This is a genomic window from Streptomyces sp. DSM 116793 (assembly GCF_057320905.1).
In genome coordinates this window covers 7,315,766-7,338,736 of sequence record NZ_CM170494.1, presented here as the reverse complement: position 1 = coordinate 7,338,736, position 22,971 = coordinate 7,315,766, and the positions used below count along the sequence as shown (strand labels likewise).

At 73.3% G+C, this 22,971-nt stretch carries 17 protein-coding genes; 9 read left to right on the top strand and 8 right to left on the bottom strand.

The window, feature by feature from the left end:
- Positions 1-191 precede the first annotated feature (191 nt).
- The 3 genes from efeB to ACSMXW_RS28845 form a co-directional block, all read right to left on the bottom strand.
- Complete coding sequence (gene efeB / locus ACSMXW_RS28855) at positions 192-1,658, bottom strand: iron uptake transporter deferrochelatase/peroxidase subunit (RefSeq protein ID WP_485800575.1); 1,467 nt, start codon at positions 1,656-1,658, stop codon at positions 192-194.
- The gene (locus tag ACSMXW_RS28850; protein ID WP_485800573.1) at positions 1,655-2,881 is read right to left on the bottom strand and encodes an EfeM/EfeO family lipoprotein; all 1,227 of its coding nucleotides are present in this window, start codon (positions 2,879-2,881) and stop codon (positions 1,655-1,657) included. Before ACSMXW_RS28850 ends, efeB begins: the two co-directional genes overlap by 4 nt.
- Positions 2,882-3,680: 799 nt before the next feature.
- A complete protein-coding gene (locus ACSMXW_RS28845; RefSeq protein WP_485800571.1) occupies positions 3,681-4,145 on the bottom strand; it encodes an RrF2 family transcriptional regulator in 465 nt (154 codons plus the stop codon).
- Between the two features lie 300 nt (positions 4,146-4,445).
- Here ACSMXW_RS28845 and ACSMXW_RS28840 point away from each other — a divergent pair, with 300 nt between their 5' ends.
- The 7 genes from ACSMXW_RS28840 (at position 4,446) to ACSMXW_RS28810 (ending at position 13,897) form a co-directional block, all read left to right on the top strand.
- The gene (locus ACSMXW_RS28840) at positions 4,446-7,415 is read left to right on the top strand and encodes an FAD/NAD(P)-binding protein (protein ID WP_485808372.1); all 2,970 of its coding nucleotides are present in this window, start codon (positions 4,446-4,448) and stop codon (positions 7,413-7,415) included.
- A 406-nt stretch (positions 7,416-7,821) separates the two neighbouring features.
- The gene (locus ACSMXW_RS28835; RefSeq protein WP_485800569.1) at positions 7,822-8,703 is read left to right on the top strand and encodes an ABC transporter substrate-binding protein; all 882 of its coding nucleotides are present in this window, start codon (positions 7,822-7,824) and stop codon (positions 8,701-8,703) included.
- Positions 8,700-9,791, top strand: a complete 1,092-nt coding sequence (locus ACSMXW_RS28830; RefSeq protein ID WP_485800567.1) for an ABC transporter permease subunit — start codon at positions 8,700-8,702, stop codon at positions 9,789-9,791. Before ACSMXW_RS28835 ends, ACSMXW_RS28830 begins: the two co-directional genes overlap by 4 nt.
- Entirely contained in the window at positions 9,788-10,666 is an 879-nt protein-coding gene (locus ACSMXW_RS28825) for an amino acid ABC transporter ATP-binding protein (protein WP_485800566.1), read from the top strand. Before ACSMXW_RS28830 ends, ACSMXW_RS28825 begins: the two co-directional genes overlap by 4 nt.
- 417 nt (positions 10,667-11,083) lie before the next feature.
- Complete coding sequence (locus ACSMXW_RS28820) at positions 11,084-13,384, top strand: SpoIIE family protein phosphatase (protein WP_485800565.1); 2,301 nt, start codon at positions 11,084-11,086, stop codon at positions 13,382-13,384.
- 30 nt (positions 13,385-13,414) lie between these two features.
- On the top strand, positions 13,415-13,579 hold the full coding sequence (gene rpmG, locus ACSMXW_RS28815; RefSeq protein ID WP_485800563.1) for a 50S ribosomal protein L33: 165 nt from the start codon (positions 13,415-13,417) through the stop codon (positions 13,577-13,579).
- Between the two features lie 63 nt (positions 13,580-13,642).
- Positions 13,643-13,897 (top strand): type B 50S ribosomal protein L31, encoded by a 255-nt coding sequence (locus ACSMXW_RS28810; RefSeq protein WP_485800561.1) that lies wholly within the window; start codon positions 13,643-13,645, stop codon positions 13,895-13,897.
- Between the two features lie 283 nt (positions 13,898-14,180).
- Here ACSMXW_RS28810 and ACSMXW_RS28805 read toward each other — a convergent pair whose 3' ends face one another.
- The 4 genes from ACSMXW_RS28805 to ACSMXW_RS28790 all read right to left on the bottom strand — a co-directional run bounded on the left by ACSMXW_RS28805 (position 14,181) and on the right by ACSMXW_RS28790 (position 19,481).
- Positions 14,181-16,235 (bottom strand): M6 family metalloprotease domain-containing protein, encoded by a 2,055-nt coding sequence (locus ACSMXW_RS28805; protein WP_485800559.1) that lies wholly within the window; start codon positions 16,233-16,235, stop codon positions 14,181-14,183.
- A 47-nt stretch (positions 16,236-16,282) separates the two neighbouring features.
- A complete protein-coding gene (locus ACSMXW_RS28800) occupies positions 16,283-17,767 on the bottom strand; it encodes a peptide MFS transporter (protein ID WP_485800557.1) in 1,485 nt (494 codons plus the stop codon).
- A gap of 486 nt (positions 17,768-18,253) precedes the next feature.
- Positions 18,254-19,072 carry a DUF1028 domain-containing protein gene (locus ACSMXW_RS28795; protein WP_485800556.1) on the bottom strand — a complete coding sequence of 273 codons (819 nt, stop codon included), beginning with the start codon at positions 19,070-19,072 and terminating at the stop codon, positions 18,254-18,256.
- Positions 19,073-19,175: 103 nt separating this feature from the next.
- Positions 19,176-19,481 carry a CYTH domain-containing protein gene (locus tag ACSMXW_RS28790; protein WP_485800554.1) on the bottom strand — a complete coding sequence of 102 codons (306 nt, stop codon included), beginning with the start codon at positions 19,479-19,481 and terminating at the stop codon, positions 19,176-19,178.
- 552 nt (positions 19,482-20,033) lie between these two features.
- Here ACSMXW_RS28790 and ACSMXW_RS28785 point away from each other — a divergent pair.
- Positions 20,034-21,056, top strand: a complete 1,023-nt coding sequence (locus ACSMXW_RS28785) for an alpha/beta hydrolase (protein WP_485800552.1) — start codon at positions 20,034-20,036, stop codon at positions 21,054-21,056.
- 131 nt (positions 21,057-21,187) lie between these two features.
- Here the strand turns inward: ACSMXW_RS28785 and ACSMXW_RS28780 are convergent, their stop codons facing one another.
- On the bottom strand, positions 21,188-21,730 hold the full coding sequence (locus ACSMXW_RS28780; RefSeq protein ID WP_485800546.1) for a heme-binding beta-barrel domain-containing protein: 543 nt from the start codon (positions 21,728-21,730) through the stop codon (positions 21,188-21,190).
- Positions 21,731-22,104: 374 nt separating this feature from the next.
- On the opposite strand from ACSMXW_RS28780, the gene ACSMXW_RS28775 reads away from it, so the two are divergent.
- A complete protein-coding gene (locus ACSMXW_RS28775) occupies positions 22,105-22,911 on the top strand; it encodes a polysaccharide deacetylase family protein (protein ID WP_485800542.1) in 807 nt (268 codons plus the stop codon).
- Positions 22,912-22,971: the final 60 nt, after the last annotated feature.

Sequence of the window (22,971 nt, the reverse complement as noted above, 5' to 3'; positions counted from 1 at the left end):
TGATCTTGCATTTTTGGCCATGCGTTCGGCATCCTTCGCTGCTTGCGATGTCTCGGGGAGTGGCATACGACCAGGAGTGTCAGCCTGGCCTGCGACAGCGCGACGGCCCCCGCGTGAAGCCCGGGTGAAGCGCGGGTCACGAGTTGACCGTCAGGCCTTGGCCAGATATTGACCTTTCCGCGACTCGTCAATCATGTCAACAGGGCACGCGCGAACCAGTCGTGTGCGTCCCTGACCCCCGGCAGGGCGTAGAAGTAGCCGCCGCCGAAGGGGGAGATGTAGTCGGTCAGGGGCTCGCCGGCGAGGCGCTCCTGGACGGTCTTGAACTGCCGCTGGAGGTCCTGCTGGTAGCAGCAGAAGATCAGGCCCATGTCCAGGTTGCCGTTGTCGTCCATGCCGCGGTCGTAGTTGTACGAGCGCCGCAGGATCTGGTTGCGCTCGGTGACCGGGGTACGAGGGTTGGCCAGCCGGATGTGGCTGTCCAGCGGGATCACATCGCCCTTGGGGTCCTGGGCGTAGCGCGGCGTGTCGTGCTCGTGGTCGCCGTCCAGCGGTGCGCCGCTGTCCCGGCTGCGCCCGAACATCCGCTCCTGCTCGGTCAGCGAGACCCGGTCCCAGAACTCCACCAGCATCCGGATCAGCCGGATCACCTGGTAGCTGCCGCCGGCCGCCCACCCGGGCTCCCCGGACGCGGGGCCCGCCCACACCAGCCGGTCCATGCTGCGCCGGTCGGACGGATCGGGGTTGGCGATGCCGTCCTTGAAGCCCATGTGGTTGCGGGGGGTGCCGCTGGGCCGCGGCGGCGACGAGAACCCGTCGAGCCGCCAGCGCACCTGGAGCCCGCCGCGGGTGTGCCGGGTGATGTCGCGCAGCGCGTGCAGCACGGTGTCCCGGCTGTCGGCGCAGAGCTGCACGCTGAGGTCGCCGTCGCACCAGGCCGGGTCGAGGTCGTCGTCGGGGAACGGCGCCATCGTGGTCAGCCGCCGCGGGGCCCGGTCCCGCAGGCCGTAGCGGTCGTCGAAGAGCGAGGCGCCCACGCCCACGGTCACCAGCAGCCCGCCGCCGGGCACCTCGGGGCCGAGGGTGCCCGAGTCGGTGGGCGGGGCGGTGATGCCGGCCGGCGGCGGCGCTCCGCCCGCGGTGAGGAACCGGGCGCGCTCGGTCAGGGTCCGCAGCAGGTCGGCGAGGTCCGCCCGGTCGCCGGCGGTCACGTCGAACGAGACGACGACGGAGCTGCGGCAAGGGGCGGTGAGGATGCCGTTCTGGTGGACGCCGTGGAAGGGGACGGGCGCCTTGGCCCGCCCGGACGTGTCCTGCGCCCCGGCGTCCACCGCCTGCCCCGCGACCAGGCCCACGGCACCCGCGGCACCGACGGTGCCCGCTACGGCGGCACCCCGCAGGAAGCGGCGGCGGGTGGGGGTGCCGGGGGTGCCGGCGGCGGGGGTGCCGGCGGGCCGGCCCCGGGTGGTGCCGTCCGCCGGACGCGGTGTGCGGGCGGCGGCGGATCCGGTGCCCTCGCCGGCGGCGGAGGGCGTCTCCCCTGCGGGAGCGGCGGGTTCGGCGTCCTCGCGGGGGGCGGCGGGAGGGGTGTCCGTTCCGGGGGCGGAGGACGTGTCCTCGCCGGTCACCGGGCCGTCCGTGCCGTCGGCCGTGGTCATGCCGTCCTCCGTACGTCGCAGATGGCCGCGATGTCCGCCAGGCGTTCCAGGGCGTCGCCGGTGGCGGCGTCGATCTGCTCCCGGTCCGCGCGGCTCAGGTCCTTCAGCGGGGTCCAGCGGCCGTCCTGGTGCTGGGCGTCGAGCAGCTTCTGCAGGTGTGCCAGGGATCCGTCGAGCGCGGCCAGGTGCGGGTAGCGGGTGCGCAGCAGTGGGTGGAGCCGGCTGAGCACGGCCCGGGTGCCGTCGAGGTTGGCGCGGGCGGTGGCGAGGTTGGTGCCGCTGCCGTAGTCGGTGCGCCCGGTCAGTTCGAACTGCAGGGTGTTCTCCAGGATCTCGTGTGCGCGCAGGCCGAGGTCGGCCGGGTCCATCCGCTCGGTGGCCCAGCCGTCCCGCAGGGCGTGCACGTCCTTGGCGAGGCGGTCGGCGACGGGCCGCAGCGAGGCGGCGGACGCACCGTGCCACAACCCCTGCTCAAGGCGGTGGAAACCGGTGAAGCCGGGGTCGTGGACGCCGCCCGGCAGACCCGCGTCGGTGCCGTTGATGGCCTGGTCGGCGTCGCCGAAGGTGCCGTACGCGGCGCCCATCCGCTCGTACTCCAGGTGGGCCGTGAGCCAGGCCGACCGGGCGCGTGCCAGGTCGCCGGAGCGCACGGCGGAGCGCAGCGCGTCGGTGGCGCCGGCCAGCTCGGTCATCCGTCCGCCGACCCACTTCTGGTAGTCGATGGTGGGCGGGATGAGGTCGTGCTGGTTGACGGGGACCGCGGCGGGGTTGCCGTCGTGGGCGGTGCCGCCGATGTGCACCTCGGGCCCGGTGACGGCCGGGGCGTCGTCCGCCAGGCAGCGGAAGCGGTAGGTGCCGGCGCCGAGCCGGGCGCGCAGCGGGCGGACGGTGCCGGGGGCGAGGCCCTCGACCTCGCCGTAGACGGCGCCGGAGCGGGCGTCCACGAGGTGGACCTCGGCGGGGCGGTCCATGGTGTTGTGCATGCGGAAGGTCTGGGTGCCGGCGTGCGGGCTGCTCCAGCCCCGGCCGCAGGTGCCGAGGGAGACCTCGATCTCGGTGCCCGCGGACGCCACGCCGGCCTTGTCGTCGTCCGATCCCTGGACGAGGACGACGGTGCCGACGGTCACGCCCGCGATCACCAGGGCCGCGGCGGGCGGCAGCCACCGGCCGCGCCCCTGCCACCACCGGCGCCCCGGTGGCCGCTCGTCGGGCACCTCGGCCATACCACTTCTCCGTTCGCTCTCGTCCGGCGGGACACGGCGTCCCGGGTGCGGTGCGGGTGCGGGTGTGCACCACGGCCGCGCTCGGGGCGCGCGAGGCGGGGCGCCACGGCCACGCACCGCGTGCCGCCGGCCACCCACCGCGGACCATCCTGTCGCGGGCCGGCGAACGGTCAACAGCCGCCCGCCGTTTTCACCGCCGGCCGGTCGCTTCACCGCCGGCCCGTCGTTTCCACCGCCGGTCCGCAGTACTCGCCGCCGGCCGCCGCTTCTCCGGGCCGTCCGCCGCCGTCGCCGGGGCCGCCGCCGTCGGCGGCTCCGCGCTGTCGCCGGTCCGGTGCGCGTGCCGGGTCCGGCCGCCGCGTTCTCCCGGGCAGCCCGGCCTCATCGCCCCGGATACCGGACGCGCCCTCATCACAAGCGCACCCGGCACCGCCCCGGCGAACACCGGGCGACCCCCGGGTGACCCACGGGCGAACAGCTCTCCCACGCCGCAGGGAGCCGCCCAGGCCGCGGGCTGGGACGAACGAGCCGCCCGGGGAGGGCGCGGGCCGAGGCGGCGCGAACCGCCCGGTCCGGGGCGGGACGAGCCGACGGGGGCCGGGCCGAGGCGAGCCGCTCGGACGGGGCGGGGCGAGCCGCCGGGGCCGGGCCGAGGCGGGGCCTGGGCGAGGCGGGCCCCGGGCGGGGCGCGCCGAGGCGAGGGCGGGCGTGCCGAGTGCCGGCCCGAGCGGGGCGTCCCGGAGCCCTCAGGCCCGGACGGCCCCGGCCCCTCCGGGGCGGGCGGCCCCGGACATCCCTCTCACTCGCCGTAATCCCGCACATCGTCGATGTACTCCCGGGCGCGGACCCGCACCACCTCGGGCAGCTCGCCACCGGCGAGGTCGGCGAACGTGGTGCTCTCCAGCACCTGCCGCAGGCTGGTGCGCACCGCCCGCCACACATCGGGCAGCACCGCGGCCGCGCCGGGGTACTGAAGCTCGCTCAGGCTGAGGTCGCGCACATTGGCCAGCGGCCCGTCCACCGCGCGTATCACCCGGGCGAGGGTGATCTCGGCGGGCGGCTGCGCCAGCACGTATCCGCCCGTCGGCCCGCGCACACTGCGCACCAGGCGGGCCAGGCGGAGTTCGCGGAGGATGCCGAAGAGGAAGCGGACCGGGATGTTCTGCCGGGCGGAGAGTTCGTCGGCGGTGAGAGGGGCCTCCCCCGCCGCTGCCAGCTCGGCCATCGCCCGGACCGCGTAATCCGTCTTGGCTGTGATCCGCACCGGCGAAAGCTACCACGCCGCCCCTTTTCCCCGATCGGAAGCGGCATTTACCGGACATCGGCCCTTGCGGACGGACGCGCGGAAGCCTCCTTCCGGCGCGCGCCAACCCCCGTGAGAATCACGGTGCTCTAACAGCATTAAGTTCACCGAATCGGTGTACTATCTCGCCCGGCGTGCGACCGACGCCATCGGCGATCACCGGGCCCGCCGAGCCGCGGGACCGAGGGGGAGGTTGGGACGTTGACTGCAACGCGGCGGAACCGGAGCGTGGCCGTCGTGGGGGCGGGCGCCGCGGGCGCCATGGTCGCCATCCAGCTCTGCGAGACGGCGGCACGCCGCCGCCTCCCCCTCGATCTCACCCTGATCGACCCGGCCCCGGAGGCGGGCCGCGGCACCGCCTACGCCACCCCCGACCCCCGGCACCGTCTCAACGTGCCTGCGGGAAACATGAGTTGCTACCCGGACGACCCCGGGCACTTCGTGCGCTGGCTCTGCAGCCACGGCGAACCCACCGTGACCGCCGCCGACTTCGTGCCGCGGCACCGCTACGGCTCCTACCTCGCCGACACCCTGGGCCGCGCCATCGTGGCGGCCCGGGGCGTCGTCGACGTCCGCAGGGTGCGCGCCCGTGCCGTCGGCTGCCGGTGGACCACCGATGCCGGCGGCCGGCGGGCGGCCCGCGTCGAGGTCTCCCGCGGCCCGGCCGTGACGGCGGACTGCGTGGTGCTGGCGACGGGCCCCTTCCGGTCGGACGCCTCGTGGGCGCCGCCCGCGCTGCGCGCCAGCGACCGCTTCGTCGCCGACCCGTGGGCGCCGGGCGCCCTCGCGGGGGCGCTGCGCAAGGACCGGCGCGACGACGTCCTGCTGGTGGGCACCGGCCTGACCGCCGTCGACATGGCCCTGCTGCTCGACCACCCGCTCCGCACCGTGCACGCGCTCTCCCGGGGCGGCCGCCTGCCGCAGGCGCACGCCGTCGCCCCGCTGCCCGCCGCCGCCTGCCCCACGCCCCTCAAGGGTCTGTCCCTGGCCCGGCTGCGCACCGCGGTGCGCGAGCACATCGCCCGCGTCCAGCGTGCGCACGGCGACTGGCGGCCGGCGCTCGACGGGCTGCGCCCGGTGACCGCTGAGCTGTGGGCTTCGCTGTCGGCCCAGGAGCGCGCCGAGTTCGTCCGGCGGGACGGCTCGCTGTGGAACGTGCACCGGCACCGGATGCCCCCGGCCACCGCGGAGCAGGTGGGCCGGATGCGCCGCACGCGCCGCCTGCGGCCGTACGCGGGTGAGGTCACCGCGGTCGCGCCGCGGCCGGACGGGTCCCTCGCGGTGACCCTCCGGGACCGCGGCGAGGACCGGGAGCTGACGGTGGGCTGGGTGGTGGACTGCACGGGCCCCGGGCTGCGGCTGCCGGACCACGCCGACCCGCTGTGGCGGAGCCTGCTCGACGGTGGCGCCGCGGTGCCGGGCCCGCTCGGCATGGGCGTCTGTACCGACGCCGGGCGGCTGCGCGACGCCGCGGGGCGTGCCGAGCGCGCCCTGTGGACGCTCGGAGCCCCCCGGCGCGGGGAGTTGTGGGAGACCACGGCGGTTCCCGAGATCCGCGTCCAGGCGGAGAGCGTGGCCCAGGCCGTCCTCGCCTCCTGGCCGGCCGCGGCCACGGCCGGGCGCGCCGCCGCGTACGAGCGCACCGGCTCCCGCGGTACGGACCGGCCCGAGCCCGCACGGGGCGGAGGAGAGCCGGGCGGAGACCGTTCCGAGCAGGACCGGGGCCGTGCCGAGCCGGGCGGGGGCCGTTCCGAGCCGGGCGGGGGCCGTTCTTTCGGGCTCGGCGAGCGTCCTGAGCCCGGGAGCGAGCGTCCCGAGCCCGGAAAGGACTCTCCTGAGTCCGGAAGGGACCGTTCGGCGCCTGGAAGGGACCGTTCGGTGCCGGTGGGTCGCTCCCGCCGCCCGCGCCGTCCCCGGGATGTGTCCGGCTTCCCGCTCAGCACGCACTCGGCCGCGGCGGCCGCCTACCGGACCGGTGTGGACCGGCTGCTGAAGGTCCGTTCGGGGGCGCGCGAGGCCTTCCGGCGCGCGGTGTCGCTCGATCCCGGCTTCGCGCTGGCGCACACGGCGCTCGCGCTCATCGGGCACGAGTGCGGGGCCGCCGTGGACGTGCCCCGTGCGCTGGCCGACGCCCGGCGCTGCCTCCGGGAGGGCGCGGGCGAGTACGAGCGCTCCCTCACCGAGGTGGTCGCCCGCCGGGTCCAGGGCACCCCGGCGCAGGGCGACGCCGCGCTGGTGCGCCACCTGGACGCCTACCCCGGCGACGCGCTGGCGCTGGCCGTGGCCGTGCCCACGATCGCGTTCTCCGGACTCCACAGCCTGGACGACGACGCCGCCCTCCGCCTGGTGGAACGGACCGCGCCGGCCCACGACGGCCACTGGTTCCACACCTCGCTGCTGGCCTTCATGCGGCAGGAGGAGAGCCGTTTCGACGAGGCCGGGGAGCTGGCCGAGCGTGCGCTGGCCGCGGAGCCGGGCTCCGGGCACGCCATGCACGCGCTGGCGCACGTGCGGTACGAGCGCGGCGAGCACGACCGGGGCCGCGCCGAGCTCGACCGGTGGCTGGGGCACCAGGGCCGCGGCGGCTCGCACCGCGCCCACTTCTCCTGGCACGCCGCCCTGCACGAACTGGCCCTGGCCGACGCCACGGCGGTGCGCCGCCGGTGGTCCGAGCAGCTCTCCCCCGGCAAGGTGTGCGGCATCCGGGCGCTGGTCGACTCCGGCTCGCTGCTCTGGCGGGCGCGGACGGGCGGGAGCTGGCAGGGCGCGTTCCCCATTCAGGAGGTGCTGGAGACGGTCCCCGCTCAGACTCTGGAGCGGCCCGCCAACGCGTTCGTCGCCCTGCACGCGGCGGTCGCCCTCACCGCGGCCGGCGACCTGCCCGCCCTGCGCCGCCTGCACGACCACGCGCTGGGCGCCGACGCCGCCCAGCGGGAGGTCGTCGTGCCGCTCTGCACGGCGCTGGAAGATCTCGTCGAGGAGCGCTGGGCGCCCGCCGCGCGCCGCCTGGAGCGACTGCTGCCCCGGCTGCACGCGGTCGGCGGCAGCGCGGCACAGCGGGAGATCGTGGAGGAGACGCTGCTGTACGCGCTGGTCCGCGGCGGCCGGCACGACGCGGCGCGCGCCCGTCTCACCGTCCGCCTGGACCGCCGCCCCTCCCCGCACGACCGCCGCCGGCTCGCAGCGCTGTCCGGCCGGGGGGCCGGGGCGTCGGGGGCGGCGGGAGCCTGAGGCGGGGCGGCCCCGGCGCGGTTCGCGGCTGCGGCGGGGCCGGCGGCAGGGGCCGGAGGACCGGCCGGGAGGGCGAGTAGGGCCCGGTCATGACGGAGGCCGGGCCCTGCCGCCCTACGCGGCGTCACGATGCGGCGTCCTGTCACCGCGTCAGACCACGGGCATCCGACGCGGCGCACGGCATGGCGTTCCGACACCGCGCACGGACGGCGTCCCGGCCCGGGCTGCGACTGACGTTCCCACACATGGCGTTCCCACACCGCGCACAGACAGCGTCCCGACACGGCGCACGGACGGCGCTCCGACGCGGCGCGCGGACGGCGTTCGGACGCCGCGTCAGCCGAGTTCACACGGCGGCAACGGAATCGTCTCGACAGGCGGGCCCGGCTGCTGGCAACCTCCCGCCATGCACTTCGCCGCGCGTTCCTCCCTTCCGGCCCTGCTGGCCGGGCTCCTCGTCGCCCTCGCCGCCTGCGCCCCCGAGCCCGACGCGTCCGACGATCCGGCGGGCAAAGGGGCCTCCGCGTCCGCCGCCTCCTGCGCCAAGGGCGCCCTCGCGACCAAGACGAAGGGCAGGTTGACGGTCGGCACCGACAAGCCGGCCTACGCGCCCTGGTTCCAGGACGACAAGCCCTCCAACGGCAAAGGGTTCGAGTCCGCGGTCGCGTATGCCGTCGCCCGCTCCCTCGGGTTCACGAAGAGCCAGGTCGTCTGGCAGACGGTGCCGTTCAACAACGCGTACGCGCCCGGGAAGAAGACCTTCGACTTCGACGTCAACCAGGTCTCCATCAGCGACTCCCGCAGGCAGGCCGTGGACTTCTCGTCCGGCTACTACACCGTCCGCCAGGCCGTGGTGACGCTGAAGAAGTCCCGCTTCGCGCACGTCACCACCTTGGCGGGGCTGAAGGACGCGAAGATCGGCGCACAGGTCGGCACCACCAGCCTGGACGCCGTCCAGAACCTCATCGAACCGGCGCACAAGCCGGCCGTCTTCCAGAAGAGCGACTACGTCAAGGAGGCGCTGCGCAACGGCCAGGTGGACGCCGTCGTGCTCGACCTGCCGACCGCCTTCTACATCACCTCGGCCGAGATCCCGGACGCGACGATCACCGGACAGTTCCCGGACGCCTCGGGCAGGGCGGAGCAGTTCGGACTCGTCCTCGACAAGAACAGCCCGCTCACCGGCTGCGTCACCAAGGCGGTCGACGGGCTGCGCGCGGACGGCACGCTGGCCGGTCTGGAGAAGAAGTGGCTCGCCGACGCGGCGTCCGCGCCGGTGCTGAAGTGACGGCCGAGCCCGAGCCCGGGCCCGCGCCGCAGCCCGCGCTCAAGGCCGAGCCCGAGCCCGGGCCCGCGCCGCAGCCCGCGCTCAAGGCCGAGCCCGAGCCCGGGCCCGCGCCGCAGCCCGCGCTCAAGGCCGAGCCCGGGTCCGCGCCGCAGCCCGACCCCGGCCCGGCGCCCGCGCCCGCGCCGCAGTCCGGGGCCGCGCCCGCGCCCCGGTCGGCGGTCCAGGCCGCCGGTGCCGTCGGCGGCTACACACCCTCGGCACGGCGCCTCGAACGCGAGCGGTACAAGCGTGCCCGGGCCCGCAGGTCCACGGCCGTCGCCGCGCTGTCCACCGCGGTGACGGCGGTGCTGCTCTACCTGGTCGTCACCGGCTCCCCCGGCTGGCAGCGCACCCGCGAGACGTTCTTCAGCAGCAGGTACGCGCGCATCGCGCTGCCGGACGTGCTGCGCGGACTGCTGCTCAACCTCGAACTCCTCGCGGCCTGCGGGAGCTGCGTGCTGGTGCTCGGGATGCTGCTGGCCATCGCCCGCACCCTGCGCGGCCCGGTCTTCTTCCCGCTGCGGGCGCTGGCCATCGCGTACACGGACTTCTTCCGGGGGCTGCCGCTGATCATCTGTCTGCTGATGATCGTGTTCGGGGTGCCGGCGCTGCGGCTCCAGGGCGTCACCACGGACCCGGTGGTGCTCGGCGGCAGCGCGCTCGTCCTCACCTACTCCGCGTACGTCGCCGAGGTGTTCCGCGCGGGCATCGAGTCGGTGCACCCCTCGCAGCGCGCGGCGGCCCGCTCGCTGGGCCTGTCCGGTGCGCAGACACTGCGGTACGTGGTGCTGCCGCAGGCGGTGCGGCGGGTGGTGCCGCCGCTCCTGAACGACCTGGTCTCGCTCCAGAAGGACACCGGCCTGGTCTCCATCGCCGGTGCCGTGGACGCCGTGTACGCGGCGCAGATCATCGCGGGCAAGGACTTCAACTACACGCCGTATGTGATCGCGGGCCTGGTCTTCGTCGCGCTGACCATCCCGATGACCCGTTTCACCGACTGGGTCACCGCACGGCTCGACCGCAGGCGCGGCCAGGGAGGGACCGTATGAGCGGCTCGGCGGTACAGCCGGAGGTGCCACCGGAGCGGCCCGTTGCCGGGGCGGCGGAGGCAGTCGGGACGGCCGAGGCGGCCGGGGAGGCGGCGGCCGGGGAGGCGGCGACCGGCGCGGCCGCCGGGCCCGTGCTGCGCCTGGAGTCCGTGCGCAAGACGTACGGGCGGCAGCAGCGCGTCGTGCTGCGTGATGTCTCGCTGGCGGTGCCGCAGCACACGGTCACCGCCCTCATCGGCGCCTCCGGCTCGGGGAAGTCGACGCTGCTGCGCTGCGCCAACCTCCTGGAGGAGATCGACGACGGCGCCATCTACCTGGACGGCGAGGAGATCACCGACCCGCGCGCCGACGCGGACGCCGTGCGCCGCAGGATCGGCGTGGTCTTCCAGTCCTACAACCTCTTCCCGCACATGACCGTCCTGCAGAACATCACCCTGGCCCCGCGCCGGGTGCTGGGCGTCGGGCGCGAGGAGGCCGAGGAGCGTGCGCATGCGCTGCTCGCGCGGCTCGGCCTGGCCGACAAGGCGCGCGAGTACCCGGACCGGCTCAGCGGCGGCCAGCAGCAGCGCGCGGCCATCGTCCGCGCGCTCGCCGTCAGGCCCCGGCTGCTGCTGCTCGACGAGATCACCGCGGCGCTCGACCCCGAGCTGGTCGGCGAGGTGCTCACCGTGGTGCGGGGCCTCAAGGACGAGGGCATGACCATGGTCCTGGCCACCCACGAGATGGGCTTCGCCCGCACGGTCGCCGACCAGGTGTGCTTTCTGGACGATGGCGTGGTGTGCGAGCGAGGGAGCGCCGAAGAGGTCTTCGGCGCTCCCCGTGAGGAACGTACGCGCCGCTTCCTGCGCCGCATCACGGAGGCAGGCCGCCTCTAGGGCACGCCCCCGCACCGCCGCCCTCTCCCGGCCGGCGCCGTCTCCCGATACCGGCGCCCTCTCCCGGCCGGCGGCCTGCCCGGCAGGGGCTGCCCCTTCGGGCCGGTGGCGATCCGCCGGCCCGCTTGGGCCGCTCGCGCAGTTCCCCGCGCCCCTCCAGGGCACACGCCCGTGCGTCGCCTCCACCGGCCGGCGGCCTGCCCGGCAGGGATTGCCCCTTCGGGCCGGTGGCGATCCGCCGGCCCGAAGGGGCCGCTCGCGCAGTTCCCCGCGCCCCCTCCGGGGCGCGTCTGCGGACGTGCCCCGTTTCGTTCTCTCCGCGCCCACCCGCTACCCTTCAGCTTCGTAGCATACGAGGAGAAATACGACAATAATCGATCAGACCGTACATTCTTCCCCGATCCATGGTGACCAGGCATGGCCCACCCCTCCCACGGTGACGCGCACGGCCGGCGCGGGTCGGTCGGTGGTGCGCCCGTGTTCGGCGTCAAGGCCACGGCGCTCGTCGATGACGCCGGGCGGATCTCGGGGTGGTCGCCGGGCATGCGGCGGCTGCTGGGACACCGGGCCGAGGACGTCGTGGGCCGTCCCGTGGAGATCCTGATGGAGGTGCCCGGCCAGAGCGGCGGTCCCGCCGCGGCGGGGGATGTCGTGGTGGGCGGCGACGCGCCGGAGGCGCCCTGGCTGCGCCGGCTCGCCGAACGCGGGTGTGTCCAGCAGGCCGGCACGGGCGGGCACTGGTCCTGTGTGGTGCAGGCACGGGACCGCGAGGGGCACGGGGTGCCGGTGGCGATGGAGGCCACCCCGATGGCGGGGGCCGACGGCAGAAGCGCCTGGCTCCTGTCGGCCGTCGAGCTCTCCCTCTCCGGCGTGGCCGGAAGCGACGACAGCTCGCTGCTGCGCACCCTCATGGAGCGCTCCCCGATCGCGCTCGCCCTCTGGGACACGGATCTCAACTGCATCTGGGTGAACGCCGCGGCAGCCGCGGCCGGTGGGATGCCCTCCCGCAGGGTGGGCCGGCCCCTCGAGGAGGCCAAGGCCCTCGGTTTCGATCTCTCCGCGATCGCGCCCGTGATGCGGCGCGTGCTCGCGGACGGCACGCCGATGATCGACCTGGAGGTGCGCCGCACCGGACTCGACGGGACGGAGAGCGCCCTGTCCGCGTCCGTCTTCCGGCTCGACGGCGCCGACGGGACACCGCAGGGCCTGTGCACGGTCGGCATCGATGTCAGCGACAGCCTCGCACGCCGGCGGCTGGCCCTGCTGAACACGGCCGGCACCCGGATCGGGACCACCCTCGACACCCTGACCACCGCCCAGGAGCTGGCGGACATCGCCATCCCCACCCTCGCGGACTACGCCACCGTCGACCTGGCGGACTGGATCCCGATCGGCGAGATCCCCCGCGAGCGGCCCGGCGGCAGCTCCTACGGCAGCGGTCCCGTCTTCCGGCGGGCCGGGATGGCGTCGATCCACGAGGGCGCCCCGGAGTCCGTCTTCTCCCCCGGTGAGATGGTGTACCAGCCACCGTCCTCGCCCATGGTCAAACCGCTGCTGACCGGCGAGTCGCACTTCGAGCCGCGGCTGGACACGAGCCACTACTGGCTCAGCGAGGATCCGGTACGCGCCGCCAGGATCCGGGAGACCGGCATGCACTCGGCGATGTTCGTGCCGCTGAAGGCGCGCGGCGCGATCCTCGGGGTGGCCGTCTTCATCCGCTCGGACAACCCCGTGCCGTTCACCCGGGACGACCTGCTGCTCGCCGAGGAGCTGGCGACCCGGGCGGCCCTGAGCCTGGACAACGCCCGCCAGTACTCACGCGAGCGCAACGCCGCCCTCGCGCTCCAGCGTGACCTGCTGCCGCGCCGGCTCAGCGGCGGGCCCGGCCTGGAGCTCACCTCTCGCTACCTGCCGACCGACAAGCACGAGGGCGTCGGCGGCGACTGGTACGACGCCATCCCGCTGTCCCGGGGCCGGGTGGCCCTGGTGGTCGGGGACGTCGTGGGCCACGGGATCAACGCCGCCGCCGCGATGGGCCGGCTGCGCACGGCCGTGCACACCCTCGCGGCGCTGGAGCTGCCGCCGGACCGGCTGCTCGCCCACCTGGACCGGGTCGCCCTGAACCTCTCCGAGGAGGCGGACGACCGGGACCGCTCCGGCGTCCCCAGCCTGGCCGCGACCTGCGTCTATGCGGTGTACGACCCGGCGACCCGGATCTGCACGCTGGCCCGCGCCGGCCACCCGCCGCCCGCGTTCGTCACCCCGCGGGGCGAGGTCTCCTTCCTGGAGGTGCCCACCGGCGGACCCGTCGGCTGGGGGCTCGCGGATTACGGGACCGTCGAGATCGAGCTTCCGGAGGGGACCAGGATCGCGCTGTTCACCGACGGCCTGATCGAGAGCCGCAAGGACGACATCGACACCGGTCTCGCCCGGCTCGCCGCGGCCCTGCGGTACGACCCGCCCACGCTGGACGAGTGCTGCGGCCATGTCATCAAGACCATGCTGCGCGGCGCCACGCCCGAGGACGACGTGTCCCTGCTGGTGGCCCGCACCCGCGCGCCGGACGCGCGGGCCCTGGGGCGAGGCGTCCAGGGGAGCCGGGCGCCCCTGGGGACGCCGGGAACCCCAGGGACGCAGGGGACGCCTGTGACCGCGGGCCGGTCAGGCCGGGTCCGAAACCAGCCCCGGTCATCTGCGATCGAGAGCCGATCGGCTTGATAACGAAAATCGTTATCGTATAATGGGGGCATGGCCCGCACCGAACTGCGCCCGGTCGTCGAGCTGCGCTCCACAGCCCACACCGGATACGCGTACACAACAAGGGAAAACCGCCGCAACGACCCCGCTCGTCCGGCCCTGCGCAAGTACGACCCGGTCGTCCGCCGGCACGTCGACTTCCGCGAAGAACGCTGAGTCCCGGCGCGGCGCCCCGGGAGCAGGAGGGCGCCGCGTCCGGTCTCGTACCGAAGGAGCACCATGAAGTCCGGAATCCACCCCTCCTACGGCCCCGTCGTGTTCCGCGACAGGGCCGCAGGCTTCGCCTTCCTCACCCGCTCCACCCTGTCCAGCGACAAGACCGTGGAGTGGGAGGACGGCAACGCCTACCCCGTGGTCGACGTGGAGATCTCCTCCGCGAGCCACCCCTTCTACACCGGCGCGGCGCGCGTGGTGGACACCGCCGGCCGCGTGGAGCGCTTCGAGCGCCGCTACGGCCGCCGTACGGGCCGGTGACAGTCTCCGGCCACGTGCCGGGCTACGGCCACGCGCCGGGGTACGGCCACGCGCCGGGGTACGGCCACGCGCCGGGGTACGGCCACGCGCCGGGGTACGGCCACGCGCCGGGGTACGGCCACGCGCCGGGGTACTCCCCGCCCGGCGGTACCCGGCCGGGGAGTACCCGTCGCGGGCCGCGGCGGCCCGGGGCGACCGCGGGCCGGCCTGGCCCGACCGTGAGCCGGGCCGGTCCGGGTGCCGCTCGTGGTGCGGTTCCGTACCACCCGGCCACCTGGTCCGGCTACCTGGTGACGGTGCACGTCGAGGTGGCCGACTTGGCCGGGTCGCTGACGGACGTCGCGGTCAGGGTGACCCGGCCGTTGTGGCTTGCGGACGGGCTCGCGGCGACGGCCACGTCGACGCCGGTGGTGCCGTCGAAGCGGGCGGTGGCCAGTTCGTCGGGCAGCGAGGTCCGCCAGCCGTCGCCCTTGACGGTGGCCCTGAGCCGGTAGACGTCGGAGTGCAGGTACCGGCTCGCGTCCTCGGGCCCCGCGTCGCCGCCACCGCGGTACCGGCCGGTGTTGGTGACGTCGAACCGGCAGGTTCCGAGCCAGTCGTCCCGGCCGGTGCGGGCGTCCGCGGCGGCCGCCGTTCCGTGACTGAGCGCGACGCCGTGCCTCGCGGGTCCCGCACCGTCCAGGGACTGGACCGCGACCGTGTACAGCAACTCGCCGTTGCCGTCCATGTGCTTGCCGATGATGTAGAAGTGCAGCCGGTTGGCCTTGTCCACGTACTCGTACGCGCTGCCCGAACCGGTGCCCGCGTGGAACAGGCCGTCGTTCAGCTGGCGGTAGTCGCCGATCGTCCGCTTCACCGGGGTGCCGTCCGGCTGGTAGTAGTCCACCATGTCGATGTCCTGCGGATTGGCGTCGATCATCCAGCTGAAGCAGAGGTAACCACAGCTGTCGTCCTCGTCGTCGAACGGCTTGTTCTTGGTCAGCATGACGCCGTGATCGGGCGTGAACGAGTCGGCACCGATGCGCTGCACCGTCTCGATGGTGTAGTCGGTGAACCCGGGCCCGGAGCACAACGGGTCCTTGTCGAGGTCACAGGCCGGCGTCTGGTCCTTGCCGAAGTCGACCTGGACGCCCTGGATGTCGTTCTTCTCGGGCTTCGCCGAGCGCGCCTTGACGTCGAACACGGCGATTCCGCTCTTCCGGAGCCCGTCCTTCGACAGGTGCAGGATCTGAGCGTCGTCGACGAAGCCGAGCTTCGTCTTGGTGCGCACCGTCTGGCCGGCCGGCAGCGCGGCGCCCTCGGTGGCGGGTACCACCCAGCGCATGTGGGGCCCGCCGGGGCCGTTGAACGAACCCCGGTCCATCAGGTCGAACGGCCCGGTCCCGGCCCGGTGGTAGGGCTCCGCGTAGGGATTGTTGTTGTTGTCCCCGATGTCGAACGTGTGCGATATCTCGTGCGTGATCGTCCCGGAACTCTCGCCCTGGCGTATTCCGGAGTTCCCCCACAGTTGGGCGCCCGCCTTCCAGGACGTGAAATCGGTGTAGCGACTGCGTACAGCGTTCGGCAGCGTCGGGTCCGGGGGTCCCCAGGCATCGGGGACGTCGTCCTTGGTCTGGAACTTCATCGGGCCGAATTCCTGCCAGACCGAGGTCTCGTCGTATCCCGCGTACACACGCAGGACCCGGTCGAACTTCTTGGCGTTCTCCTCCCCGACGTCCTTCTTCCACATCGGGTCGACATCGTGCTCGATCGAGCCGTCGCAGGTGTGCCCCGAGGGGCATCCCGCCCGCTCCTGCCCGATGTCGTTCAGACCGTACTCGTACGAGGGGCGAGGCGCGCGATATTCGCCGACGGGCACGAACTCCACGCCGATGCGCCCGTTCGTCTGCTCCATCCAGTACTCGTTGACGGTGTGGCCGTGGTTCAGCTCGCTGGGCCTGCCGTAGAAGTCGGCGTAGAACCTGGCTACGTCCTCCCGTTCGACCGGGTCGATCTGCGGGTTGCCGAATTCGTCACTGTGCTTGGGCAGCGTCATGACGAACGGCTGGTCGGGGAAGTCCACGGCGACCACGGCGATTCTGAGCTTCTGCTTCGCGGGCTGCCTGGCGGGGTCAGCCCAGTCGGTTCCGGGTACGGGGTGGTAGTCCGCCCACGTCATGTCCTGTTGGTCCTGCCAGTGCTGTGGATCGATGGGGTCGAAGGGACTCTTCCCGGTGGACGCCCCGGGGCCGGAGTCCGGCCGCGTCGCCGCGACGCCCGCGCTTCCGAGCAGCGTGGCACTCGCGAGCAGTGCCACGGCCGCGACGATTCGCGTGGTCCTTCGTTTACGTTTCACCATCACCGCTCCGTGGGATTCGAAGAGTTGGCGGGCTCGACGTTCACTCGTCATTCGGCTCCTTCCATGGCGCGGCGCACGGTGGGCGCGAGGAAGAAGAGGACAATTCCGAGGAGAAGCACTCCGGTGCCGAGGATCCCGAAATACGCGGTCTCGGTCTCGGGTTCGTAGAACCGGACGACCTGGGCGCTGAGGCCCTGGCCGACGGCGTCCGCGAGAAACCAGATGCTCATCATCTGCGAGGCGAATGCCGCCGGCGCGAGTTTCGTGGTCGCGGACAGGCCCACCGGTGACACGCACAACTCGCCGAGCGTGATCACGACGAACGCCCCGACCAGCCACAGCGGGTGGGCGGGGGTGCCGGTACCGTTCAGCACACTGGGCACCATCATGATCAGGTACGCCAGTCCCGCGAACATCAGCCCCGCCGCGAACTTACGTGGCGTGCTGGGCTGGCGCGGGCCGAGCCTGGTCCACAGCTGTGCGAAGACGGGCGCGAGCAGGACGATCGTGACCGCGCCGATGGACTGGTACCACTCGGGGTCGATTCCGAAGCCGAGCCCGTCGAGGTCGGTCCGCTGGTCCGCGAAACGCGCGAGGATGGTCGAGCCCTGCTCCAGGAGCATCCAGAACAGCGCCGCCGCGATGAACAGCGGAATGTACGCGCGCATGCGGGTCCGCTCGACCGGAGTGGTTCTGCGGCTGCGCAGCATGAAGGTGAAATACGCGGCGGAGAGCAGGACGCCCAGAACGGTGACGGTGTTGATGACCAGTTCCACGGAGAGCAGGCCGGTCAGCGCGAGGACGGCGATGAGCACCGCCACCGCCGCCACTCCGGCACCGATGCGCGCGAGTACGCGGCCCCTTTCGGTCCCGGCCAGGGGATCGGCGGGACGCCGCCCGGCTTCGCCGAGGGCCCGGCCGCCGAGCACGTACCAGACGATTCCGAGTGCCATGCCGACCGCGGCGACCGCGAATCCGGCGTGGAATCCTGCGGTGTCCCGCAGCCCGCCGACGGCGAAGGGCGCGACGAACGCGCCCAGGTTGATGCTCATGTAGAAGAGGGAGAATCCGGCGTCCCGCCGCGTGTCGCCCGCCGGATACAGGTCCCCGACGACCTTCGAGACATTCGTCTTGAGCAGACCGGTGCCCAGTACGATCAACGCCATGGATCCGTACAGCGCGGCCGGCCCGCCGCCGGGGATCGACAGGCATATGTGCCCAAGCATGATGAGGACGGCACCGGAGAGAAGCGAACGCCGCGGGCCGAGTATGCGGTCCGCGACCCATCCGCCGATGACGCCCGACATGAAGACGAGGGAGCCGTAGATCGACATGAGCGACGCGGCGAGGCCCTCGTCCATGCCCAACCCGCCGTCGCGCACCGAGTTGTACATGTAATAGAGCAGGATGGCCCGCATACCGTAGTACGAGAAACGTTCCCAGAATTCGGTGAAGAACAGCGGCGAGAGTCCCGCCGGGTGACCGAGGAATCCGCGTCCCGCACGCTCATCGGTGCGCTCTGTGGTGGTCACATGCATGTCCTTCCTTCGAAGGGCCGCCGAGGGCGCGACGCCGCCACCCATCCCGGTTCGTTCTCCGGTCGCCTGTTCGCCCGCGTGCTCGCCTGCCCGTCATGGGCACGAACGGCCGACCCGGCGGACACCCGACGTAGGTCGATCGCGCTCGTGCGTTGAGCCTTGGGTCTCGCGTTGGGATCCCACGTGGATCTCGCGTTGGGATCTCACGTGGAGTTCTCGCGTTGGGGTCTCGCGCGTGTTTCACTCACCGAACGCCGATCGTTCGATATAGCAAACGATGCCACCGTAAGATGTGGCATGTGCACTGTCAATGGCACTGCACGACTAAACTCTGACTGAACTTCCCTGCACCTGGAGCGCGTTCAGTGCTACACAGCCTCACCTGCGTTCGCTTTACCGAACGACGCTGGTTCGGCAAACTGAACGAACCGGCGACCGGAACGGGCTGAGGGGAAGCCCGAACGGCCTCCCCTCGGTGCCTTACGCCTGCTCGCAGCCCCCGCCGTCCCGCAGGCGGGCCAGCACAACCGGGTCGATGCTGCCGGGAACCAGACGGTTCTCCAGGTTCTCCACCCCGGCCCACACGTCCAGCGAGGCGTAACCGCGCCCGGCGACCAGGCGCTGGACCTCCTCCTCCAACTCGCCCGACAGCTCCAGGAGGGCGTCCGGGTCGGGCTTGCCGAACAGCAGCTCGTGGACGTCGAGCAGGCGCCTCAACTCGGCGACGGCGTCGGGGTGGTCGTCCACCCGCAGGTCACAGGCGACGTCGCTGCCGCCGCCGTACCCGGCGCCGGGGGCGACCACGTACAGGGCCGCGCTCTGGCGGCCCCGCCGGTCACCGCCGGCGGCGTCCCCCGCCGCCAGCACCGCGGCCAGCCGCCGGTCGAGCGCCGGCTCCGGCGAGGAGAGCCAGGCAGCCTCCATGGCCTCGACCACCTCGGGGCCGGCGAGGATGTTGCCCTGGATCGCGTAGCCGTCGCCCGCCGTCCCCCCGGCCCAGCCCAGGCACTCCTCGCCGGTGTACGTCGCGCCGGGACCTTCAGGGCCGACGACTCCCACCTGACGGTGCGCGTGCTCCCGGTCCATGGCGACGAGACCGGCGACCACGTCCGCGGGCCGCACACCCGTACGCAGCAGCGCGAGGGCCTGGGGCCGGTAACGGAGGTTGGCCGCCGCCTGAGTGGCCACCACCCCGATCCCGGCCTCCGCGGCCGGCACCACCGCACCGACCGCCAGAAACTTGCTCGCCACCGCTATACCGAAGGCCGGACCGGACCGGGCCACGATCGAAAAGGTCATAAAGGAGGACGGTAGAACGGTCCGATCATCAGCACCAGAAGTCAGGCGGACGGTGCCGGCGCGGATACCCGCCCCGGAGGGGCACGGGTTCAGGGGTAGGGGCTTATGGACGAACCCCGTACTCGGCCAGCCATCCGAGCAGTTCTTCGCGGGACGCCAGGACAAGGCGCCCGCCGGTGAAACGGGGATCGTCGGTGACCTCCGCCACGCACTCGGCCGGGGGCACGAACGACCGCGCCTCCTCGTCGGTGGCGAACTCGGCTTCCGCGAGCACCAGGCCCCGGAGACGGCCGTCGAAGACATCGACTCCCAAGGGAGGCACGCTGTACCGGGTCTTCGACAACAGCGCGGCCGGCAGTGAGGCGAGCACGTCGTACTCGGCCGGAGACAGGTACACATTCGTGATCATGCCCTGGACCGCGCCGGACTGAGGGATAGGGACCTTTTGGGTGAGCTTGAGCTCGCACCGACCGTTCGAGAAGTCGGCTCGCCGCAGCCTCAGGCGTGTGCCCACCACATATCGGTCCGTGATCACACGGGTCACGGACGCCGTGGACGGCGCCGGGGGATCGGCCAGCAGGAACCGTCTCTCCCGCTCGACACGCGCGTACCCGCCCGGCCGAACCGACCGGCCCTCAACGCCGCCTGCCCTGTCCATCACGAGGACAGCCTCTCAGCAGCCCCTGCCTTCTCATCCGGCATCTCTCAGCAACGCGGCCGACCCCGCTGTTCCTCTCCCCCGCTCTCCCCACTCCCCCGGCCGCGCACCGCGCCCCGGGCGGGGACCCCCGGGCCGGGGCCCCCGGGCGGGAGATTCGATGCGCGCGCGAGATGATGGTCGCGGCGCGCACCGCGCTGCGCGTGCCCGCGGTCCGGTGGCCGGTGCGACTTACGGCCTTTCCCCCGGTCCCGGGCGTCCGACGTAACCCGGTGCGGCGGCACTGCGCGGAGAGAGGAACACGTGAACGCCAGCCGGCCCCTGCCGGCCGACGGTGCGGAACGGGCTCCGGTGCCCCCGCCGCCGTTCGACCCGGAACTGGCCACCGTCCTGGACGGTCTGGAGGACCTGCGCGGCGCCGAGCCGGCGTCGCCGGCAGCCGTGCCGCGGTGGCGCGCGCTGCTCGCCGAGGGCGCTCCGGATCCCACGCTGGAGGAGCTACGCGACGGTGGCGCCTTCGAGGTGGACGAGCGGGCGGTGCCGGGACCCGACGGCGCGCCGGACGTACCCCTGCTGATCGCCCGCCCGGCGGGACTGGCCGACGGCGCACCCGTGGTCTACCACCTGCACGGCGGAGGCATGATCGGCGGGACCGCCCGCACCGGCGTGCCCGGCGTCCTGCGCGAGTGGGCCGCGCCCCTCGGACTCGTCGTGGTCTCCGCCGACTACCGCCTGGCTCCCGAGCACCCGTACCCGGCGGGCGTCGAGGACTGCTACGCAGGCCTGGTGTGGGTGGCACGGCACGCCACGGAGATCGGCGGCGACCCGGAGCGGATCGTGGTGGCGGGCGGCAGCGCGGGCGGCGGGCTGACCGCGGCCGTCGCGCTCATGGCGCGCGACCGGGGCGGGCCGCGCCTCGCCGGCCAGCTGGCCATGTGCCCCATGCTCGACGACCGCAACGACACCCCCTCCGCCCGGCAGATGGCCGGCCACGGCGTGTGGGACCGGCGCGCCAACGAGGTCGGCTGGGCCTCGCTGCTCGGCGATGCCCGCGGCACCGACCGGGTTCCGCCCTACGCCGCACCCGCCCGCGCCACCGACCTGTCCGGCCTGCCACCGGCCTACATCGACGTCGGCGCCGCCGAGACCTACCGCGACGAGGACGTCGCCTACGCCACCCGCATCTGGCAGGCCGGGGGCGACGCCGAACTCCACGTCTGGTCGGGCGGGTTCCACGGCTTCGACCAGATGGCACCCGACGCCGCCGTCTCCCGCGACGCCCGCGACGCCCGCGTCCGCTGGCTACGCCGCATTCTGGAACGGTGACCGGCCGGCCACGGCAACCACGGCACACCGGTCGGCCGCGGCGCGGCTGGCCGACCAGCAGCACATCCCGGCACGAGCAACCCCAGAGCCTGCGAGGAGACGTCCAGGGGTCCACCGCCCCGGCTCGGCTGTCAGTCGACGCGCCGCAGTTCCGCGGAGAGATGGTGGTGCAGCGGCTGACCGACCGCCGCGAGGTCGTGGACGAAGGTGAGCGTGTCCTCGCCCACGAGGGTGTACCGGCGGCGCGTGGCGTCGACCTGCTTGGCGGTCGGGGCGAGCGCCACCTGATGGGTGGCCAGGTCGACGAGGCCGTCGCCCGCACGGCCGACCGAGATCTCCACGATGCCGGTGGGCTGGGTGATCAGCGCCTCCACACGCCCGTCGGGTCCGAGCCGCCACCAGCCGCTCTCCCGGGCCGCCGGCCGCTGCGGGGTGCCGTCCGCACCGAGCAGCCAGGCGCGCGACTCGAAGCGGAGGAAGGGCCGCCCGTCGTGGCTGAAGGTGACCTCCTGCGCGTACGCGAACTCGTCGGCGAGCGTGGGGTACCCGCCACGGCCCCGCCCGGCCCAGCTGCCGAGGAGCCCGAGCACCGGCGCGAGCAGCGCGTGCGGCGCAGGTGCCTCGTCCGGCCGAAGGACGTCGGGGTACGGGTGCTGCCGGACGGGCTCGGACATGGTGGACGCTCCTGGGTCGGAGGGACGGCGGGCGCGATGCGTGACGGGTGACGGGTGACGGGTGACGGGTGACGGGTGACGGGTGACGGTCGCAGCCTAGGACCTACCGCCGACTCTGTGAGACGCCGGCTCCGAAACGCTCCGGCCGTGCGCGGCCCGCCGGGCCACACGGTCACCGGAAGCAGCACTGCCGACGCCGAAGCTGATCGAGTATCGCGGTCATGCGGCGAGCAAGCCATGCCGGGTCCGCTCAAGAGAGTCCCACGTCAGTCGCTATACACGCTATCTATACACTGCACACATACACGGTGTGTATAGTGCTACGCGGCCCGCTTCTCCACGGGCCCCGCAGCCACGACGAGGGGATCTTCAGCATGCTCAGCACGGCCGCGGCGCGTCGCATACGCGGGCTCGCCGCACTTGGGGCTGTCGGCTCGTTGGCGTTCGGGCTGACCGCCTGCAACGGCTACGACGCGACGTCACCGGCGGACGTCAGGGAACACGCGACGGCCAAGGGCGAGAAGGCGTTCGCCGAGGGGGCGAAGGGGCGGATCGACTGCCGGAAGGCCCGGTGCGTGGCGCTCACCTTCGACACCGGGCCGAGCGTGCGCACGCCGCACATCCTTCAGATCCTGAGTAAGTACCACGTGCACGCGACGTTCTTCACGCTCGGCAAGAACCACGTCCTGAAGCACCCGCAGACGACGAAGCGGATGGTCGCCGAGGGACACGAGGTGGAGACCCTCACCTGGAGCCACCGCATCCTGACCAAGATCGGCAAGGACGAGGCGCGCGAGGAGATAACCAAGGGGCGGGACGCCGTGGAGCAGGTCACCGGCGTCAAGCCCACGCTCCTGCGTCCGCCGCAGGGCCGCACCAACGACGACATCACCGAAATCTGCCGCAAGCTCGGCATGGCGGAGGTCGAATGGAGCGCCACCGCCTCCGACTTCGAGACCAACGACTCGGCACTGATCGAGAAGCGGATACTGGACGAGACCAAGCGGGACGGGATCATCCTGCTGCACGACCGGGTGGACCCCACCAACCACGGCTACAACGGCACGGTGGAGGCGGTGCCCGGCATCATCTCCACGCTCCAGCACCGGGGCTACACGTTCGTCACCGTCAAGCAGCTCCTCGCCCCCGGGACGCCGGAGCCGGGCAAGGTCTACAAGTGACCCCGGAACAGCGGTAGCCCGCCAAGACCTGCTGACACCCGGCGATCCCGTCTGGGCCCA

Coding starts and splice junctions, on each gene's coding strand:
- efeB (WP_485800575.1), bottom strand. CDS start 1,658: ATGACCACGGCCGACGGCACGGACGGCCCGGTGACCGGCGAGGACACG.
- ACSMXW_RS28850 (WP_485800573.1), bottom strand. CDS start 2,881: ATGGCCGAGGTGCCCGACGAGCGGCCACCGGGGCGCCGGTGGTGGCAG.
- rpmG (WP_485800563.1), top strand. CDS start 13,415: ATGGCCCGCACCGAACTGCGCCCGGTCGTCGAGCTGCGCTCCACAGCC.
- ACSMXW_RS28820 (WP_485800565.1), top strand. CDS start 11,084: ATGGCCCACCCCTCCCACGGTGACGCGCACGGCCGGCGCGGGTCGGTC.
- ACSMXW_RS28795 (WP_485800556.1), bottom strand. CDS start 19,072: ATGACCTTTTCGATCGTGGCCCGGTCCGGTCCGGCCTTCGGTATAGCG.
- ACSMXW_RS28840 (WP_485808372.1), top strand. CDS start 4,446: ATGGTCGCCATCCAGCTCTGCGAGACGGCGGCACGCCGCCGCCTCCCC.
- ACSMXW_RS28825 (WP_485800566.1), top strand. CDS start 9,788: ATGAGCGGCTCGGCGGTACAGCCGGAGGTGCCACCGGAGCGGCCCGTT.
- ACSMXW_RS28805 (WP_485800559.1), bottom strand. CDS start 16,235: ATGGTGAAACGTAAACGAAGGACCACGCGAATCGTCGCGGCCGTGGCA.
- ACSMXW_RS28780 (WP_485800546.1), bottom strand. CDS start 21,730: ATGTCCGAGCCCGTCCGGCAGCACCCGTACCCCGACGTCCTTCGGCCG.
- ACSMXW_RS28790 (WP_485800554.1), bottom strand. CDS start 19,481: ATGATCACGAATGTGTACCTGTCTCCGGCCGAGTACGACGTGCTCGCC.
- ACSMXW_RS28775 (WP_485800542.1), top strand. CDS start 22,105: ATGCTCAGCACGGCCGCGGCGCGTCGCATACGCGGGCTCGCCGCACTT.
- ACSMXW_RS28810 (WP_485800561.1), top strand. CDS start 13,643: ATGAAGTCCGGAATCCACCCCTCCTACGGCCCCGTCGTGTTCCGCGAC.
- ACSMXW_RS28835 (WP_485800569.1), top strand. CDS start 7,822: ATGCACTTCGCCGCGCGTTCCTCCCTTCCGGCCCTGCTGGCCGGGCTC.